This window comes from Herbaspirillum sp. CF444 (genome assembly GCF_000282135.1).
Classification (GTDB): Bacteria; Pseudomonadota; Gammaproteobacteria; order Burkholderiales; family Burkholderiaceae_D; genus Herbaspirillum.
Genome location: NZ_AKJW01000013.1, coordinates 1 through 15,712 on the forward strand (window position 1 = coordinate 1; position 15,712 = coordinate 15,712).

The following is a 15,712-nucleotide window of genomic DNA, read 5'->3' on the forward strand; positions in this document are numbered from 1 at the left end:
AAGCGCCTGCCGTAGCCGACCGCGTCACCGGGGCCGATTTCCTGCACGCCGATGATCTCGCTTTCCAGCGTCATGGCCGGACGCAGGCCGAAGTCCTGCGCCGTGCCGCCGCCCGGCGTGCCGCCGTACAGCATCACACCGGGACGCACCCAGTCGAACGCCAGCTCGGCATGCAGCAGATCCGCGGCGGAGTTCGATACGCTGCAAGAGCCGGCCAGTCCTTGCGTCGCCGTCTTGAAGCGTTGGACTTGTTCAGCCAGCGGCAAGTCGGGGTTGGCGGCATCGTCGGCATTGGCAAAGTGCGTCATCATGGTGATGCTGCGCACGCAAGCCAGCTTCCGCAACCGTTCGTAGGCGGCACGATAGGCTGCCGGCTTGAAGCCGAGGCGATTCATGCCGCTGTTCATTTTCAGATGGACGTCGAACCGCGTGCCGGCCGCGATCCCGGCCTGTTCCAGGAGCTGAATCTGCTCATTGCAATGCACCGCAAATTGCAATTGATGCTGCTCCAGGACGGCAATATCGTCTGCGTCGAAAAAACCTTCCAACAGCAAAATCGGCTTCTTCCAGCCCAGTTCGCGCAACTGCACCGCATAGTTGACTTCGATCAGCGCCAGGCCGTCGGCATCCGCAAACGCGCGGACCGCGCGCGCAAGTCCATGACCGTAGGCCTGAGCCTTGACCACCGCCCATGCCTTTGCGTGAGGGGCGCGCGATTTTGCGACCGCAAGATTGTGTTGTAGTGCGGAAATATCTATGGTGGCGACGATTGGTCTTGGCATGGAAGCAGATGAGAACTGATAAGTTTGGTGCAAATTGAACGGCCGCGCGATGGCGGCGATAGCGGCGACGGAAATCCTGCCATCCGGGAACAAGAATCCATTTTACCGGACCAACTTGTTTCTATGAAGCAGATGCGTCAAAGCCAAGCTGAGCCGGGCTGCGCTTCCTGTCCCTTATATTCCCCATCATACTTATCAGTGGCATGTCATCTTTTCATGGTATAAAGCAAGCCGGAGATAATTTGTCACATCTTGGATACGGATGAATCGCGGCTTTTACACAATCATGGCGGCGCAGTTTTTTTCGTCGCTTGCCGATAATGCCCTGCTTATTGCTGCTATTGCACTCCTTGCGGAGATGCACTCTCCGGCATGGATGACGCCGCTGTTGAAATTGTTCTTCGTCCTGTCGTATGTGCTGCTGGCAGCCTTCGTGGGCGCTTTTGCAGATGCCTTCCCCAAAGGCAAGGTCATGTTCATCACCAACCTGATCAAGGTGGTCGGTTGCGGCTTGATGTTCTTCACCGTGCATCCCCTGATCGCTTATGCCGTCGTCGGTTTTGGCGCCGCGGCGTATTCGCCGGCCAAATACGGCATCCTGACCGAATTGCTGCCGCCGGAAAAGCTGGTCGCCGCCAACGGCTGGATCGAAGGCCTGACGGTCTGCTCCATCATCTTCGGCACGGTTCTGGGCGGTGCGCTGGTCAATCCGCATATTGCCTCCGTGTTGCTGTCGTTTGATTTCCCTGTCGTCGATTTCGACGTCAATACCCCCACCGAAGCGGCGCTTTGCGTCATCACCGTCATCTACATCGTTGCCGCGATCTTCAATCTCAACATCCCCGATACCGGCGCCCGTTACGCCCATCAGCAGCACAATCCGATCAAGCTAATCGCCGATTTTTCCAACTGCTTCATCACATTGTGGAAAGACAAGCTGGGCCAGATCTCGCTGGCGGTCACCACCTTGTTCTGGGGCGCAGGTGCGACGCTGCAGTTCATCGTCTTGAAATGGGCAGAGAAATCCCTGCACATGCCGCTGGACAAGGCCGCGATCCTGCAAGGCATCGTGGCGCTCGGCGTGGCGCTCGGCGCAGTCGGTGCCGCGCGCTTTGTCCCCTTGCGCAAATCGCTGACCGTGCTGCCGCTCGGCATCATCATGGGGATCGTCGTCATGGCCATGACGGCGGTTACGTCGGTATGGGTCGCCTACCCCCTGCTGATCATTGTCGGCGCCTTGTCGGGTTACTTCGTGGTCCCGATGAATGCTTTGCTGCAACACCGCGGCCACGTGCTGATGAGTGCCGGCCACTCGATCGCGGTGCAAAATTTCAATGAAAACCTGTCGGTGCTGACCATGCTGGTGCTGTATGCGATCATGGTCAGGCTCAATCTCAACGTCAATATCGTGATCATCATTTTCGGCGTCTTCGTCGCCAGCATCATGTACCTGATCATGCGCCGCCACGCAGCCAATCAGCGCGAGCACGACTCGCTGGCGCTGATCGGCGAGCACAAGCATTGATCCGACATAGCCTTCCGGCCGACTGCGATAAAAAAGCGCGTTCTTGAAAATTCTCAAGACGCGCTTTTTTGTCGCCAGCAGCAGCTTATCAATGCAGCATCAATATTTGACCACGGCATGCTGCACGCGCTGCGCGGCCTTCTCCCGCCAATCGTCCGGCACGATAAATCCACGCTGACGCTCCAGCACGACGTCGCCATGTCGATCACAAACGGCAATCATCACCGGCGCCAGCGTCTCGGCAAAGCTGTGCGAGACGCTTTCATGCAACTGATCCGCCGAAAGCGCACTGGCGACCGGTGCACGCGCCGGCGCCAGCCATTCGAGGCGCGGCAACACCAGATAATGCCGGGCAAGCGACAAGTCCAATGCCGATAATTCACACCAAAAGCCATGGCAATGCCCCGCAGCGATACCCAATCCCGGCGGCAGCGACATGGCGGCAACCGCGTCGCGATAAAACAACCAGCCCTTGACCAGGGCCTGCGCCTGCGTCACGGGCTGCGACAAGTACTGCGCGGCGGCAGGATGTTCCGCCAACTTCAGTTGCTGCTGCATGATCTTGTCCATCTTGGCGCCCAGCGAATCCGCGAGATTCGGCCCGACAAAGGCATCCGCCTGCATCTGCGCCTGATGCGACTCCAGCAGGTAAAACTTGGTTGCGAATTCCCAATGCACGGCGCCGGTATGCCGTTCGTCGTGCACGAGGAAATCGAACTCGCCTATCGTATCGTTCGGGCCGTTGCGCACCTGCACATTGTGCGCAATCAGTCGTCCGGTTTCCCGCAAATAGAAGGTGAGCAGTTTCTCCGCATAGCGCCCCAGTCGCGCCGAGGGCTGGGCGTTGATCAGCGCATAGAGGGCGCGCGGATTGCGATCGAGGGTGTGCAGCCAGGTGACATCCATGTCGCTGAGCGGACCCAGCGTCGCGATGCGTCCGATCCAGCGCGCTGCATGGGCGTCCAGCAAATCGGGCGCTTCCAGCAACCAGGCCAGGGCGCGCACATGAGGATCGCGCAAACCTTCCCAACGCTGATGAAATTGCGACTGATAGCTTGGCCCGGCTGCGTCGGTCCGACTGTTGAGTTCCGGAGACGGCTCAGTTTGCAGTGTCGGCATAAGTGCTCATGGCAAGGCAGAGATCGGCCCAGGCCTTGCTCTTGTCGCCAAGCTGCCGCAACAGGTAAGCCGGGTGGTAGGTGACAACCAGCGGCAAGTCCCGATAGCGATGGACGGTGCCGCGCAATTTCGAGACCGGCGTCGCCGGGTCCAGACCCAGCAGCGACAAGGCCGCCGTCTTGCCCAGCGCGACCAGTACGGTCGGCTGTATCAGGTCGATCTGACGTTGCAGATACGGCATGCACGACGCCACTTCTTGCGGCGAAGGCGGCCGGTCCTTGCCGTTTTCGTCGGTGGGACGGCATTTGACGATATTGGCGATATAGGCGTTGTCGCCGCGCTTGAGCCCCATGGCGACCAGCATGTTGTCGAGCAGCTTGCCCGCCGGGCCGACGAAGGGCTCGCCCTGGATATCCTCGTTGCGTCCGGGTCCTTCGCCGATGAAGAGCCATTTGGCTTTTTCGTCGCCGACGCCGAACACCGTCTTCTTGCGTCCCTTGCACAGTCCGCATTGCCGGCAATCGGCAACCGTTTCCTTGAGCTTGCCCCAGTCCATCGTGGCGATGGCGGGATCGATCTTCACTATCGGCGCGTCGTCTTCCTCATCGTCGTAAGGCATGAAGCCGCCGGAGACCATGTCGGCGCCATCCATTTCGCTCAGCCACGGCGGCAAGCCGTCGTCTGCGGCGGGAGATGCAGCTTGCGCCGGTGCCGCATCCCGCCTGGAACTGATGACGCGTTCCGGCGAGGCCGCTGCCGATACTGCCGCAGATGTCGCCGGCGCTGCAGGCACGGACTCAAGCGGCGCAGCTTGCGCCGGCTCGAGATCCTGCGTTGCTGCCGCATCGGCAGGCAGATGCCGCCGGACCCAGACGGGGCCGACGCCGATTTCTTCCAATACCCGGGCCGAAGCGGCCAATGTGTGCAGACTCATAGCGGTAAACTCATCACGATCGCGTCTTCGCGCGTATGTTGATCGACCGGATAGTAATTCCTGCGGCGGCCGATTTCAACGAAACCATAGCGTTTATAAACATGCAGCGCGCGCAGGTTCGACACGCGCACTTCCAACAGCATGATCGTCATTTTATGTTTGCGCGCCAGATCGACGGCGCAATCCAGCAACAAATACCCAAAACCCTCGCCCTGCACGTCTTCCGCCACGCTGATGTTGAGCAGGTGCGCTTCATCCACCGCTTCCATCACCAGGAAATACCCCAGCAGCAGCCCCGAGGGATCGCGCATGGTCAGCGTCTGGTAACCGCTGAACAGCGAATCGAGGAAATTGCCGCGCGTCCAGGGATGCGGATAAATTTTTTCCTCGATCCCCACTACCTCGTCCATGTCGGCCACCTGCATGGCGGCGAACTGCAGCCTGCCGAACTTGCTCTCCAGCGTTTGCAGCAAGGCGTCGTTCACGCCGCGCCTTTCGCCAGGTTTTTTTCCAAATCACGCACCTGCCGCTCTGCCGTGGTCAGCGCGACTTTGTTGCGCAGGTACAGCGGCTGCGCATCTTGCAAAGGAATCGTCCGTCCCTGCCGAAAAGCCCTGGCGCCGAGCGTCGCGACCTGCGCCGCATGCGGCATCACTTGCGCCAGGCCGTTCGCAGCAAAAGCCTGCGCGGAAAAATCCTGCGCATACGCCGTCAATCCGTTGCCGCAAGCCTGCACGACACCCTGCGCCTGCACGTTCGCAGCGGCCGACAAGGTCGGCTCGACCACGATTTGCCAACCATCTGCGTGATGACGATATTGCGCCCAATACACCTCGCCCATGCGCGCATCGAGAATCGACAGCACCTCGGACGACTGCGTCCTCTCGAAACAAGCTTGCGCCATCGCCTCCAGCGTGACCACCGGCACCACCGGCAAGTCGCTGCCGAACGCCAGTCCCTGCACCACGCCGCAAGCCGTGCGCACGCCGGTGAAGGAACCCGGACCGACACCGAAGGCGATGGCGTCGCAGCGCGACAGCGCCATGCCGGCCTGCGCCAGCAATTGCTGGATCATCGGCAAGATGGTTTCGGAATGCGTTTGCACGCCCAACGATTCGCGGGCGATCAGTTCATCGCCGCGCAGCAAAGCGGCCGAGGCGAGTTCGGTGGAAGTTTCAATGGCAAGAATGATAGACATCCCGCTATTTTACCGCGCCGGGACGGTGCAAGCCTTGGGAGAAAAGCACTTTTCCGGACGGCGCCGCTGCCTTGCCCCCTTTGCGCCGGTTTTCCCCATCCGGAGTAGAATAGGCCGCCTTATGTCCTATCAGATTTTTTCCAGCAGCAACCGCGAAGAACTTGCCGCCGCCCTGCGCAACGGCAAGTGGGTCGTCGCCTGCCTGTGCGCCGGCTGGTGCGGCAGCTGCCGCGAGTATGCCGTCAATTTTGCGGCGTGGGCCGAACGCCGCCCGGAACACCACTTCGTCTGGATCGACATCGAAGATCAGGCCGACCTCGTCGGCGACCTCGACATCGACAATTTCCCCACCTTGCTGATGCAGCAGGGATCGACGGTCAGTTTCTTCGGCACCATGGAGCCGGACACCCGCCAGTCGGAACGACTGCTGCAGGCGCTGACGACAAAAAGTCCGAAAGAACTGGAACACGAGGCGCGCGCCGGCGAAGAACGCCGCGGCTGGCAGGAATGCGACCTGCAAAAGCGCCTCGACGCCCTTTCCGACGCCGCCTGACGTTCGTCGCCTTCACAGCCAGGGATCCGATTCCGGCTGCGGAAACTTGTCCATGATGAAGTCCACGAAACTGCGCACCTTGGCCGACAGCAAACGCCGGCTCGGATACGCCATCATCACCGCAACCTGCCCCATCTGATAATCGGCCAGCACCCGCTGCAGCTTGCCGCAACGCAGGTCGTCGCCGAGGCTGAACGACGGCCGCATCGTGATGCCCATGCCGGCCAGCGCAAAATCGCGCAACAGGATGGCGCTGTTGGACACCAGCTTGCTGGTGATCGGAATGTCGCGTATCCCCGCTTCGGTCTTGACGTGCCAGTAATGGCGCAAATGTTCGTGCGAAAAATTGAGACAGGCATGCCGGCTCAGATCGTCGGGCGTCTCCGGCGCACCATGTTGAGCGATATACGACGGCGACGCGCACAGCACCACTTCCGCCACGCCGATCTTGCGTACCACCATGCTGGCGTCGAACTTCTGCAAGCTGCTGAAAAAACCGATGTCCATGCCTTCTTCGACCAGGTCCATGGTGCGCTCGGACAGGGTGATGTCGAGCATGACATCGGGATAAGTTTGCGAATACGCCGGCAACAACTTGCCCAGCTGTCCCTGCCCAAAGCCGACGTGCGAGTAAAGCGACAAAGTGCCCGCAGGCTTCTTGGTCTCCATCGCCACGATCGCTTCGGCTTCTTCGATTTCTGGCAGAATATGCCGCACCCGCTCCAGAAAGGCCTGTCCCGACTCCGTCAGCGACAGGCGGCGCGTCGAGCGATTCAGCAAACGCGTGCCGAGATGATTCTCCAGATCGACGATATAGCGCGTCACCACCGCATTCGACAGCGACATCATTTCGGCCGCGCGGACGAAACTGCCCTGCTCCACCACCTTGGCAAACACCTTCATTGAGTGCAGACGATCCATTTTTCAAGCCTCTTATTGTTTCTCAAAACGAAATAGTGCATTGCCATTAAACCCATTTTTCTCGACCCGGGCAATAGATAAACTTGCTTCATCGATGACGAGCAAACAGCCACAAGCCAAGTCGCCCTGCTCATCGACGTGCAACTTTTCATTTACTGTTTTAGGGAGCATTACCATGAACACCAAGCAAATCACTGCCGCCATCGTCCTCTTTGCCGCCGCCGGCGCCGCCATGGCTGAATCGCCATTCCCACCGGAAACCAAGTTCGTATCGACCAAGACCCGTGCCGAAGTAACCGCGGAACTGCAACAAGCGCAAGCACAAGGCCTGATCGCCAACGGCAACAACTACCCCATCGTCATCCAGGCCCGCAGCCCGTTGACACATGAGCAAGTCGTCAGCCAATCGAAGTCGGCCACCGACAACAGCGTCTACGCCGGCGCTTAATCGCCCGCGTCGTTCCATGCTGTAAGCAACAAGCAGCAAGCAATACCGCGGCCCCGCCCGCAACCACCGTCTACCCTGGTCGGCCTGCCACATGGCAGCACCAAGGTGGATGGCGTGTTCAGCATCCTCCTGCGCATTTCCCTCCCGCATCAAATTCTGCAAAACGGCCCCGGAATCGCCTGAAAACGCCTATTTTCAGCGCCTTTTGCTTGTTATTTTGGGTCTCTGCATGTAAAGTCGAGGGTTTGTTTCCTCCGGCCTTTTGTGCAGATTTTGGCAATTCCGGCAACAAATAGCAGCGCCAATAGCAGTACTCAGTCACGCAATTCAGACCTACCTTCCTATGGCTTTATACGTTCACAAATACGGCGGCACCTCGATGGGCTCGACAGAGCGCATCAAGAACGTCGCCAAGCGCGTTGCCAAGTGGCACGACGCAGGCCACCAGATCGTTGTTGTTCCTTCCGCAATGTCTGGTGAAACCAACCGCTTGCTGGGTCTGGCCAAGGAAATCATGGCCCAGCCCGACTCCCGCGAACTGGACATGCTGGCATCCACCGGCGAGCAGGTTTCCGTTGCCCTGCTGGCAATGGCGCTGCAGGCAATCGGCAAAGAAGCCGTCTCCTACGCCGGCTGGCAAGTACCGATCAAGACCGATTCCGCCTTCACCAAAGCCCGCATTCGCTCGATCGACGACGCCAAGGTGCGCAAGGACCTCAACGCCGGCAAGATCGTGATCATCACCGGCTTCCAGGGCGTTGACGCCGACGGCAACATCACCACGCTCGGCCGTGGCGGCTCCGACACCTCGGCAGTGGCTGTCGCCGCTGCGATCAAGGCCGCGGAATGCCTGATTTACACCGACGTCGACGGCGTCTACACCACCGACCCGCGCGTAGTCAGCGAAGCGCGTCGCCTGAACACCGTGACGTTCGAAGAAATGCTGGAAATGGCATCCCTGGGCTCCAAGGTCTTGCAGATCCGCTCGGTGGAATTTGCCGGCAACTACAAGATGCCGACGCGCGTATTGTCGTCGTTGACCGACCCACTAATGTCGCTGGAAGAAGAAACCAAGTCCGGCACACTGATTTCGTTTGAGGAAGACACCAAGATGGAACAAGCAACCATTACCGGCATCGCATTCAGCCGCGACGAAGCCAAGATCACCGTGCTCGGCGTACCGGATCGCCCAGGCATCGCCTACCAGATCCTCGGCCCGATCGCCGACGCCAACATCGAAGTGGACATGATCATCCAGAATCAGTCCGTCGAAGGCAAAACCGACTTCACCTTCACCGTGCCGCGCGCCGAATACGCCAAGGCCGTCGAAGTCCTCAACGCCAGCGTCAAGGCCCACATCGGCGCTGCCAACATCGTCGGCGACACCAAGGTGTCGAAGGTCTCCGTGGTCGGCGTCGGCATGCGCAGCCACGTCGGCATCGCCTCGCAAATGTTCCGCACGCTGTCCGAAGAAGGCGTCAACATCCAGATGATCTCCACCTCCGAAATCAAGATCTCGGTCCTGATCGACGAAAAATACATGGAACTGGCCGTGCGCGCATTGCACAAGGCCTTCGATCTGGAAAATGGCAAGTGAGCGGCAAGTAAGCAGTAACACGAGTCTCTGAAACTCCTCCGGACGGAAAAATAATTCCTCCAAAATTGCAGAGTTTCATTGACCAAATCCGCATGAAAAGATATTATGCGGAACTTCTTTGCTGAGGCAGCGCAGTATCTGTCTACAGCGTGGAGACGTGGCCGAGTGGTCGAAGGCACTTCCCTGCTAAGGAAGCATATGGGCTTAAACCTGTATCGAGGGTTCGAATCCCTCCGTCTCCGCCAGAATACAAACGCCCGCTTTTGCGGGCGTTTTTATTTTGCAGTTCATTTATCCCCAGTCCAATTTTGTTTGCCCGGCAAACCTATAATTGACGATGCCCCCAATAGAGACTCAAGAGCCCGCCACGCCCTCCTTCGGCACGATCGCCGGGGAGTCGGTCGACGTCGCGCAAAAACATCTGCGCGACATCCTTACCATCGCGATCGAGCATGCGCCCCCGCGTGCCGCCGTGGTGGTGGCCGATACGCGCTGCGATCTCGCTGTCGCCTTGACGGAGGCCTACCGGCGCTGCCTGCCGACGGCGAGCTTCATCGATTTTGATGCGGTCGCGCCGGACGCCGTCCTGGCCGCCTTTGCCCGGCTTGCGCCCGGCGATCTGGTGGTGCTGATTCAATCCACCAATTTTCGTCTTGAGGCCTTCCGCCTGCGTGTCGAACTCTTCAAACGTTCACTCAAGGTCATCGAGCATCCCCATCTGTCGCGCATGCCCGGAGCGCAAGCCGACTACTATATCGAATCGCTGGCCTACGACCCGGCGTATTACCGCGACGTCGGCTACGCCCTGAAGGCGCGCATCGATCGCGCGCAAGGCGGCGTGGTCGACAGCGGCGGCGGCGAGCGTCTGGTCTTTGCCGCGCCGTTCGAGCCGGCAAAGCTGAACATCGGCGACTACAGCGAAATGAACAATGTCGGCGGCCAGTTCCCCATCGGCGAAGTGTTCACCGAATCCCGGGATCTGGAGGCGGTCAACGGGCGCGTGCGCATTTTTGTTTTTGGCGATACCTCGTTCCGGGTGAACAAACCGGAGCACGCCATCACCCTGGTGATCGCCAAGGGCCGCGTCAACGAGGTGATTGACTCCACGCCGGATTTCGATGAAGTGCTGGCCAGGATCCGGGCCGATGAAGGAGAAGTCTGGTTGCGCGAATTGGGCTTCGGCATGAACCGCGCGTTTTCACCGGAACGCATGGTCGACGATATCGGCACCTACGAGCGGATGTGCGGCATCCATCTCTCGCTCGGCGCCAAACATGGGGTCTACAACAAACCCAATATCCGACGTACGACCGCGCGCTATCACATCGACGTGTTTGCGGTGACGGAGGCGGTCTACCTTGATGACGAGCTTGTGTATCGGGATGGCGCCTGGCGGGCCTGACGAGGATTGTCCCGCTCCGCCACTCATAAAAACACCCGAAAACCGGATTCGCCGGCATGGAAGACAGCCGGCTCAACCAAGTGGCCAGTGGAATGGCAAGATAACCGGATAGTGCGATGGCGCCAACGGCCGTCCCGACTTGGGCCGATCAAGGCTGAAACGCGGCCGGAACCGCACCAAACAAAGTTGTTTGCCGTCGATATCGACCCGCGCCATCAGGAAATTGCACGCTCCGGTTCCAGTTTGTTCGCTACGCTGGCGGTATGACGAATCTCTGCACGAATCGTCTGCGGATTCTTGAGCAGATTCAGGATCGGACACGTCTTCTCCACCGTCGCGAACAAGGCCTGCACGCTCTCCTTGCTTGCCGGTGACACCAGATGCACGGTGTACGCGATGTCGTGCGGATAAATTGGAATATCTTCGTAGCCCGGCTTGCCGCCGCGCGGATCGATCTTTCCGGTCACCTCCACTTCAAGCGACTCGACAGGCACCTGCTGATGCGCCGCATGGATCAGGAAAATGTGCGTCACGCAGGAACCGAGGACACCCAGTTGCAACTCGGGCGAACTCGGCCCCAGGTTGTAGCCGGCAAAATCCGGCGGGCTGTCGCTGATCACCTGATGGTCGCGGATGCGAATGCGGCGCACGCCGCTGCGGCCCTCTGCGCTGACTTTTGCCGCCAGCGCGACCGGGCCGGCATCGCCGGCGTTGATGAGTGCTTCACGCGCCAGCACGGCGCTGCGCTTCTCGGACAGATAGTGGTTGAGCGTAGTCATGGTTTCTTTCTTTGCCAGCTTCTTGAATGAGGAAGTTCGGATTCGATGCACGGCCACTGCATCGGCAAAGCGTAGTCTCCCGCCGCCGGACATGCGCGACAACGAAGGTTTTTACATATCCATATTCGCCGCAGCGCCCTGCATTGCAACGCACACTCCGTGCATAAATAAACGCATTCTTATTCTTTGACCGGACTGATCGGCATCATTAGTCTTCACTTGTTTTGTCAGCGGCGCATCTGCATTGCCAAGGCATGCGCAAAGCTCATCCGGCCGCTCCGGTCAATCAAGTGGGAGTTACCAACAATGAAAAAAAATAGTGTTCCGCAAGCGTCCGATGTTCTCTCTTCATGGTCGCGCCGCGACGTACTGCGCGCCGGCGCGGCGGCAGCCCTGGTCGGCGCTGGCGGCTCGATCGCCTCGCGCAATGCCTGGTCGGCGCCGCCACGCAAGCTGACCTTCGCCTGGAGTTCGATCGCATTCTGCCTGTCGCCGGTGGTGGTGGCGCAAGAACGCGGTTTCTTCGAAAAGAACGGGCTCGATGTCGAGTTGCTCAATTGGGGCGGCTCCACCGATCAGTTGCTGGAAGCACTGGCGACCGGTAAGGCCGACGTCGGCGTCGGCCTGATCCATCGCTGGCTCAAGCCGCTGGAAGCCGGCTTCGACGTCAAGATCGTCGGCAGCGCGCACGGCGGTTGCCTGCGGCTGGTGGGCGCCAATCAGGCCGGAGTGAAGGACATCAACAGTCTCAAGGGCAAAGTCATCGGCGTGTCGGACCAGAACAGCCCGGCCAAGAATTTCTTCGCCATCCATCTGGCCAAGAAAGGTTTCAACGTCGAGAAAGACATCGAATGGCGCGTCTACCCGGCCGACCTGCTCGACGTCGCCGTCAAGAAGGGCGAAATTCAGGCCATTGCCGACGGCGATCCGAATATCTTCCTGATCGAAAAACGCAACAAGGGCGTCTTCACCGAGATCGGCAACAGCGCCATCGGCGAATACAAGGACAAGGTCTGCTGCATCCTGGGTGCGCGCGGCGATCTGGTGCGCAACGACAAACCGGCCGCGGCGGCGGTCGTGCGTTCCATCGTGCAGGCATCGGAGTACGTCGCCGAGAATCCCAATGAGGCCGCAAAAATCTACGCCAAGTATTCGCCCAAAGTGCCGGTCGAAGATCTGCGCGCCCTGCTGACCGGCCTGACTTACCACAATCACCCGAGCGGCAAGCCTCTGCGCGACGAAGTCGAATTCTTCGCCCGCGATTTCCATACCGCCGGCGTGCTGAAGAAATCGACCGATCCGGTGCGGCTGGCCAATCACGTCACCTTCGATGTCCTCGCCTGAACCCAGGCAAGCCCGATCTGATATGCAACGCAAACGGAGTTCAACATGACAACTTCCACGACCAACGATGCTTTGCTCCGCGCCAATCAGGCCGGTCTGTTTGACGGCGTGCGCGCATCCGGCATTACCGGGATCTGGCGCACCGGCTTGCTGGCTGCCGCAACCTGGCTGCTGCTGGGCGTGATCACGCTGCGCTGGCCCAACAAGGAAGTCGGCTTCAGCGACTGGGCCTTCACCGATGAATTCGGCTATGCCACGCTGGCCATTGCCGTGCTGCTGGCAATCCTTGCGTTGGCCGGCGAACGCGCAGGCAGCATCGTTCAGTTGCTGCGCCCTGCCGGACAATGGCTGGTCGCAGCGCCATTGTTGCTGGGCGCATGGGAAATCCTGACTGCCAAGCTGGGCGTGTTGCCCTCGCCGTTTTTCGCGCCGCCGCAAAGCCTGATCGACGTCTATAGCGAAGACTGGCGCCGCCTCGGCATCAGCACCGCTTATTCGCTACGCCTGCTGGCGCATGGCTTTGCAGCCGGCGGCATCGTCGGCTTTCTGGTCGGCGCCACCATCGGTTGGTCGCGCGTGGCGGGCTACTGGGTGCATCCCGTGCTGCGCTTTCTCGGACCGGTGCCGGCGTCGGCATTGCTGCCGCTGGCGTTTTTTTTCGCGCCGTCGAGCTATGCCGCGGCGGTGTTCCTGATCGCGCTGGCGACGGCGTTCCCGGTGGCGGTGCTGACCTGGTCCGGCGTGGCTTCGGTGAACAAGAGTTACTACGACGTGGCGCGCACCCTGGGCGCCTCCGAATGGTTCCTGGTCCTGCGCGTGGCCATTCCCGCAGCGCTGCCGCAGGTGTTCGTCGGCCTGTTCATGGGACTGGGCGCGGCATTCTCGGTGCTGGTGACGGCGGAAATGATGGGCGTGAAAGCCGGCCTGGGCTGGTATCTGCAATGGTCGCAAGGCTGGGCCGCCTACAGCAACATGTACGCCGCGCTGATCGTCATGGCGATCCTGTGCTCAAGTCTGATCACACTGTTGTTCAAGGTGCGCGACCGCGCGCTGTCGTGGCAAAAAGGAACCGTCAAATGGTAAACGCAACATTGCCCCATGAAGCCCCGCAACAAAGCAAGACCGGCGCACGGATCGACATCGGCAACGTCAGCCACTGGTTCAAGCTGCCCAATGGCGTGCTGCAGGTGCTCGACGATATTTCCCTGACGGTGGCGCCGGGCGAGTTCGTCGCCCTGCTCGGCCCCAGCGGCTGCGGCAAATCCACGCTGCTGCGACTGGTCGCGGGACTGGAACCGGCGACCACGGGACACATCTTGCAGGACGCGGAAAAAATCACGCGCCCGGATCCGTCGCGCATCGTCGTATTCCAGGACCCGACGCTCTACCCGTGGCGCAAGGTCTGGGACAACGTCGCACTCGGCTTGCAAGCGCGCGGCCTGCTCAAAGAACAACGCCGGCGCGTCGACGATGCGCTGGCGCTGGTGGGCCTGAGCGAATTTGCCGATGCCTTCCCGCATCAGCTGTCCGGCGGCATGGCGCAACGCGTGGCGCTGGCGCGCGCGCTGGTCAATGATCCCCAACTGCTGGTGTTGGACGAGCCGCTGGGTAAACTCGACTCGCTCACCCGGCTGCAGATGCAAAGCGAACTGGTGTCGCTGTGGCAGCGCAACGGTTTTTCCGCGCTGCTGGTCACGCATGACGTGGAAGAAGCCCTGTTCCTCGCCAACCGCGTGATCGTCTTCAGCGATCGTCCTGCCCGCATCCGTGCCGAAATCAAGGTCGACCTGCCGTATCCACGCCATCGCGGCGATGCACGCCTGGCGGAGTTGCGCCATGAAGCCTTGCGTCATCTGGGATTGGATGCCAGCTGGTGAGTCTGTTGTCGCTGTCCGACTGGATCAACCTGCTGCTGAGCGCGATCCAGGGTCTCCAAGAAGGATTCCTGCACCTGCTGGCGGTGCTGGGGCTAGCGCAGACCAGCCACGGCCAGCCGGCGTGGCCGTTTGCCCAGCGCCTGAGCGGCGACGTGCTGCTGATCGATCGCGGCGTGGCGCGGCAATTGCTGGGCGCGCTGGGATTGACTGCCGCGGCCTTGCTCTCGCTGATTGCGGCCCTGTTCTGGCGACGCGGACGCATCGTGATGCTGCCGACCGCCGTAGCCTTGTTTTTCTTCGCTCCCTGGCCGGACAGCAAACTGCTGCTTGCGCCTGCCGAACCGACCAGTTTCCATGTTTCGTCCTCCGGCTTCAGCGCCGCCGCCATCGTGCTTGGCCGTCAAGTGTACGCACAGCACTGCGCGAGCTGCCATGCAGCCGACGGCAAAGGCGACACGCCGCTGGCGCTGTCCTTGCCGCTGTCGCCGCCCAATCTGGCGAGCGGACTGCTATGGCGACGCGCCGACGGCGAGTTGTTCTGGAAGATCGCCTACGGCATGCACGACCGGCACGGTGCGACGACCATGCCCGGCTTCACGCGTCAATTGAGCGATGCCGATGTCTGGTCGCTCATCGATTTCATGAAAGCCAATGCCGCCGGCACCAGCATTCGCGAAATCGGCGCGTGGGATCAGCCGGTCGCATTGCCGTCCGTGACCGCCGACTGCGCCGGAACGTCGCGCCAGTCGGTTGCGCAATGGCGCGGCCAGCGCACCCGCGTGATCCTGGCCTCGGCGCAACAGCCGCAAGGTTTTCCTCTCGACGATCCGCGCCTGCGCAGTCTGATACTTGCCGAGGGCCAATTCACGCGCCCTGCGCCCCGGCCCGGCGCTCCCGTCATCGATTGCCTGGCGCGCTCCGCCGATGCCTGGCAGGCGCTGTCCATCATCACCGGCATCGACACCGGCAAGCTGGCCGGCACGCAACTGCTGATCGACCGGGACGGCTGGCTGCGCGCTCGGAAGCTGCCCGGGGAAGGCAGCAACAACTGGTCCGAATCCGACATCCTGTGCCGTGCACCGGCATCGATGAAAAACGCCGCAACCGCCACAACCGCAGCGAACGAAAATGGCCTCGACAAGCTGATCGCTGCCATGGATGCCGAACCGGTGCGCTTCGTCAAAGGCGGTTTCGTGCACGTCGCGCAGTAACGATTGCAATACCCTGAAACCG

Annotated in this window: 16 protein-coding genes and 1 tRNA gene; 10 read left to right on the forward strand and 7 right to left on the reverse strand. The window is 60.6% G+C overall.

Annotated features, from left to right (window positions below; genetic code table 11):
- The coding region (gene alr, locus PMI16_RS02205; protein WP_007875965.1) for an alanine racemase at positions 1–782 on the reverse strand (782 nt) is incomplete at its 3' end.
- 262 nt (positions 783–1,044) lie between these two features.
- Between alr and lplT the strand changes: the two genes are divergently transcribed.
- The gene (gene lplT, locus PMI16_RS02210; protein WP_007875967.1) at positions 1,045–2,307 is read left to right on the forward strand and encodes a lysophospholipid transporter LplT; all 1,263 of its coding nucleotides are present in this window, start codon (positions 1,045–1,047) and stop codon (positions 2,305–2,307) included.
- A gap of 99 nt (positions 2,308–2,406) precedes the next feature.
- Here lplT and PMI16_RS02215 read toward each other — a convergent pair whose 3' ends face one another.
- The 4 genes from PMI16_RS02215 to tsaB are packed head-to-tail and all read right to left on the reverse strand — an operon-like array spanning position 2,407 to position 5,558.
- Positions 2,407–3,426 carry a DUF1853 family protein gene (locus tag PMI16_RS02215; protein WP_007875968.1) on the reverse strand — a complete coding sequence of 340 codons (1,020 nt, stop codon included), beginning with the start codon at positions 3,424–3,426 and terminating at the stop codon, positions 2,407–2,409.
- A complete protein-coding gene (locus PMI16_RS02220) occupies positions 3,407–4,360 on the reverse strand; it encodes a uracil-DNA glycosylase (RefSeq protein ID WP_007875970.1) in 954 nt (317 codons plus the stop codon). The genes PMI16_RS02215 and PMI16_RS02220 overlap by 20 nt, the downstream gene beginning before the upstream one ends.
- Positions 4,357–4,785: a ribosomal protein S18-alanine N-acetyltransferase gene (rimI, locus tag PMI16_RS02225; RefSeq protein ID WP_081493355.1), complete on the reverse strand. Its 429-nt coding sequence runs from the start codon at positions 4,783–4,785 to the stop codon at positions 4,357–4,359. The genes PMI16_RS02220 and rimI overlap by 4 nt, the downstream gene beginning before the upstream one ends.
- 56 nt (positions 4,786–4,841) lie before the next feature.
- On the reverse strand, positions 4,842–5,558 hold the full coding sequence (tsaB, locus tag PMI16_RS02230; protein ID WP_007875974.1) for a tRNA (adenosine(37)-N6)-threonylcarbamoyltransferase complex dimerization subunit type 1 TsaB: 717 nt from the start codon (positions 5,556–5,558) through the stop codon (positions 4,842–4,844).
- Positions 5,559–5,679: 121 nt separating this feature from the next.
- On the opposite strand from tsaB, the gene PMI16_RS02235 reads away from it, so the two are divergent.
- The gene (locus PMI16_RS02235; RefSeq protein WP_007875983.1) at positions 5,680–6,111 is read left to right on the forward strand and encodes a thioredoxin family protein; all 432 of its coding nucleotides are present in this window, start codon (positions 5,680–5,682) and stop codon (positions 6,109–6,111) included.
- A 12-nt stretch (positions 6,112–6,123) separates the two neighbouring features.
- Here PMI16_RS02235 and PMI16_RS02240 read toward each other — a convergent pair whose 3' ends face one another.
- On the reverse strand, positions 6,124–7,032 hold the full coding sequence (locus PMI16_RS02240; protein ID WP_007875985.1) for a LysR family transcriptional regulator: 909 nt from the start codon (positions 7,030–7,032) through the stop codon (positions 6,124–6,126).
- Between the two features lie 175 nt (positions 7,033–7,207).
- Between PMI16_RS02240 and PMI16_RS02245 the strand changes: the two genes are divergently transcribed.
- From PMI16_RS02245 to PMI16_RS02260, 4 genes are all read left to right on the forward strand, one after another.
- A complete protein-coding gene (locus PMI16_RS02245; RefSeq protein WP_007875987.1) occupies positions 7,208–7,480 on the forward strand; it encodes a DUF4148 domain-containing protein in 273 nt (90 codons plus the stop codon).
- 343 nt (positions 7,481–7,823) lie between these two features.
- Positions 7,824–9,077: an aspartate kinase gene (locus PMI16_RS02250; protein ID WP_007875989.1), complete on the forward strand. Its 1,254-nt coding sequence runs from the start codon at positions 7,824–7,826 to the stop codon at positions 9,075–9,077.
- A 151-nt stretch (positions 9,078–9,228) separates the two neighbouring features.
- Positions 9,229–9,322: transfer RNA gene (locus tag PMI16_RS02255), tRNA-Ser, on the forward strand.
- 92 nt (positions 9,323–9,414) lie between these two features.
- A complete protein-coding gene (locus PMI16_RS02260) occupies positions 9,415–10,479 on the forward strand; it encodes a hypothetical protein (protein WP_007875990.1) in 1,065 nt (354 codons plus the stop codon).
- A 215-nt stretch (positions 10,480–10,694) separates the two neighbouring features.
- Here PMI16_RS02260 and PMI16_RS02265 read toward each other — a convergent pair whose 3' ends face one another.
- Positions 10,695–11,258 (reverse strand): OsmC family protein, encoded by a 564-nt coding sequence (locus PMI16_RS02265; protein WP_034378923.1) that lies wholly within the window; start codon positions 11,256–11,258, stop codon positions 10,695–10,697.
- A 306-nt stretch (positions 11,259–11,564) separates the two neighbouring features.
- Between PMI16_RS02265 and PMI16_RS02270 the strand changes: the two genes are divergently transcribed.
- Genes PMI16_RS02270 through PMI16_RS02285 form a run of 4 tightly spaced genes read left to right on the forward strand, consistent with a single transcriptional unit; the run spans position 11,565 to position 15,690 of the window.
- The gene (locus PMI16_RS02270; RefSeq protein WP_007875993.1) at positions 11,565–12,602 is read left to right on the forward strand and encodes an ABC transporter substrate-binding protein; all 1,038 of its coding nucleotides are present in this window, start codon (positions 11,565–11,567) and stop codon (positions 12,600–12,602) included.
- Positions 12,603–12,647: 45 nt separating this feature from the next.
- Complete coding sequence (locus PMI16_RS02275; protein WP_007875995.1) at positions 12,648–13,685, forward strand: ABC transporter permease; 1,038 nt, start codon at positions 12,648–12,650, stop codon at positions 13,683–13,685.
- Entirely contained in the window at positions 13,679–14,479 is an 801-nt protein-coding gene (locus tag PMI16_RS02280) for an ABC transporter ATP-binding protein (protein WP_007875997.1), read from the forward strand. The genes PMI16_RS02275 and PMI16_RS02280 overlap by 7 nt, the downstream gene beginning before the upstream one ends.
- A complete protein-coding gene (locus PMI16_RS02285) occupies positions 14,476–15,690 on the forward strand; it encodes a c-type cytochrome (RefSeq protein ID WP_007875999.1) in 1,215 nt (404 codons plus the stop codon). Before PMI16_RS02280 ends, PMI16_RS02285 begins: the two co-directional genes overlap by 4 nt.
- The last annotated feature ends 22 nt before the right edge of the window (positions 15,691–15,712 follow it).

Coding starts and splice junctions, on each gene's coding strand:
- lplT (WP_007875967.1), top strand. CDS start 1,045: ATGAATCGCGGCTTTTACACAATCATGGCGGCGCAGTTTTTTTCGTCG.
- PMI16_RS02215 (WP_007875968.1), bottom strand. CDS start 3,426: ATGCCGACACTGCAAACTGAGCCGTCTCCGGAACTCAACAGTCGGACC.
- PMI16_RS02220 (WP_007875970.1), bottom strand. CDS start 4,360: ATGAGTCTGCACACATTGGCCGCTTCGGCCCGGGTATTGGAAGAAATC.
- rimI (WP_081493355.1), bottom strand. CDS start 4,785: ATGCAGGTGGCCGACATGGACGAGGTAGTGGGGATCGAGGAAAAAATT.
- tsaB (WP_007875974.1), bottom strand. CDS start 5,558: ATGTCTATCATTCTTGCCATTGAAACTTCCACCGAACTCGCCTCGGCC.
- PMI16_RS02235 (WP_007875983.1), top strand. CDS start 5,680: ATGTCCTATCAGATTTTTTCCAGCAGCAACCGCGAAGAACTTGCCGCC.
- PMI16_RS02240 (WP_007875985.1), bottom strand. CDS start 7,032: ATGGATCGTCTGCACTCAATGAAGGTGTTTGCCAAGGTGGTGGAGCAG.
- PMI16_RS02245 (WP_007875987.1), top strand. CDS start 7,208: ATGAACACCAAGCAAATCACTGCCGCCATCGTCCTCTTTGCCGCCGCC.
- PMI16_RS02250 (WP_007875989.1), top strand. CDS start 7,824: ATGGCTTTATACGTTCACAAATACGGCGGCACCTCGATGGGCTCGACA.
- PMI16_RS02260 (WP_007875990.1), top strand. CDS start 9,415: ATGCCCCCAATAGAGACTCAAGAGCCCGCCACGCCCTCCTTCGGCACG.
- PMI16_RS02265 (WP_034378923.1), bottom strand. CDS start 11,258: ATGACTACGCTCAACCACTATCTGTCCGAGAAGCGCAGCGCCGTGCTG.
- PMI16_RS02270 (WP_007875993.1), top strand. CDS start 11,565: ATGAAAAAAAATAGTGTTCCGCAAGCGTCCGATGTTCTCTCTTCATGG.
- PMI16_RS02275 (WP_007875995.1), top strand. CDS start 12,648: ATGACAACTTCCACGACCAACGATGCTTTGCTCCGCGCCAATCAGGCC.
- PMI16_RS02280 (WP_007875997.1), top strand. CDS start 13,679: ATGGTAAACGCAACATTGCCCCATGAAGCCCCGCAACAAAGCAAGACC.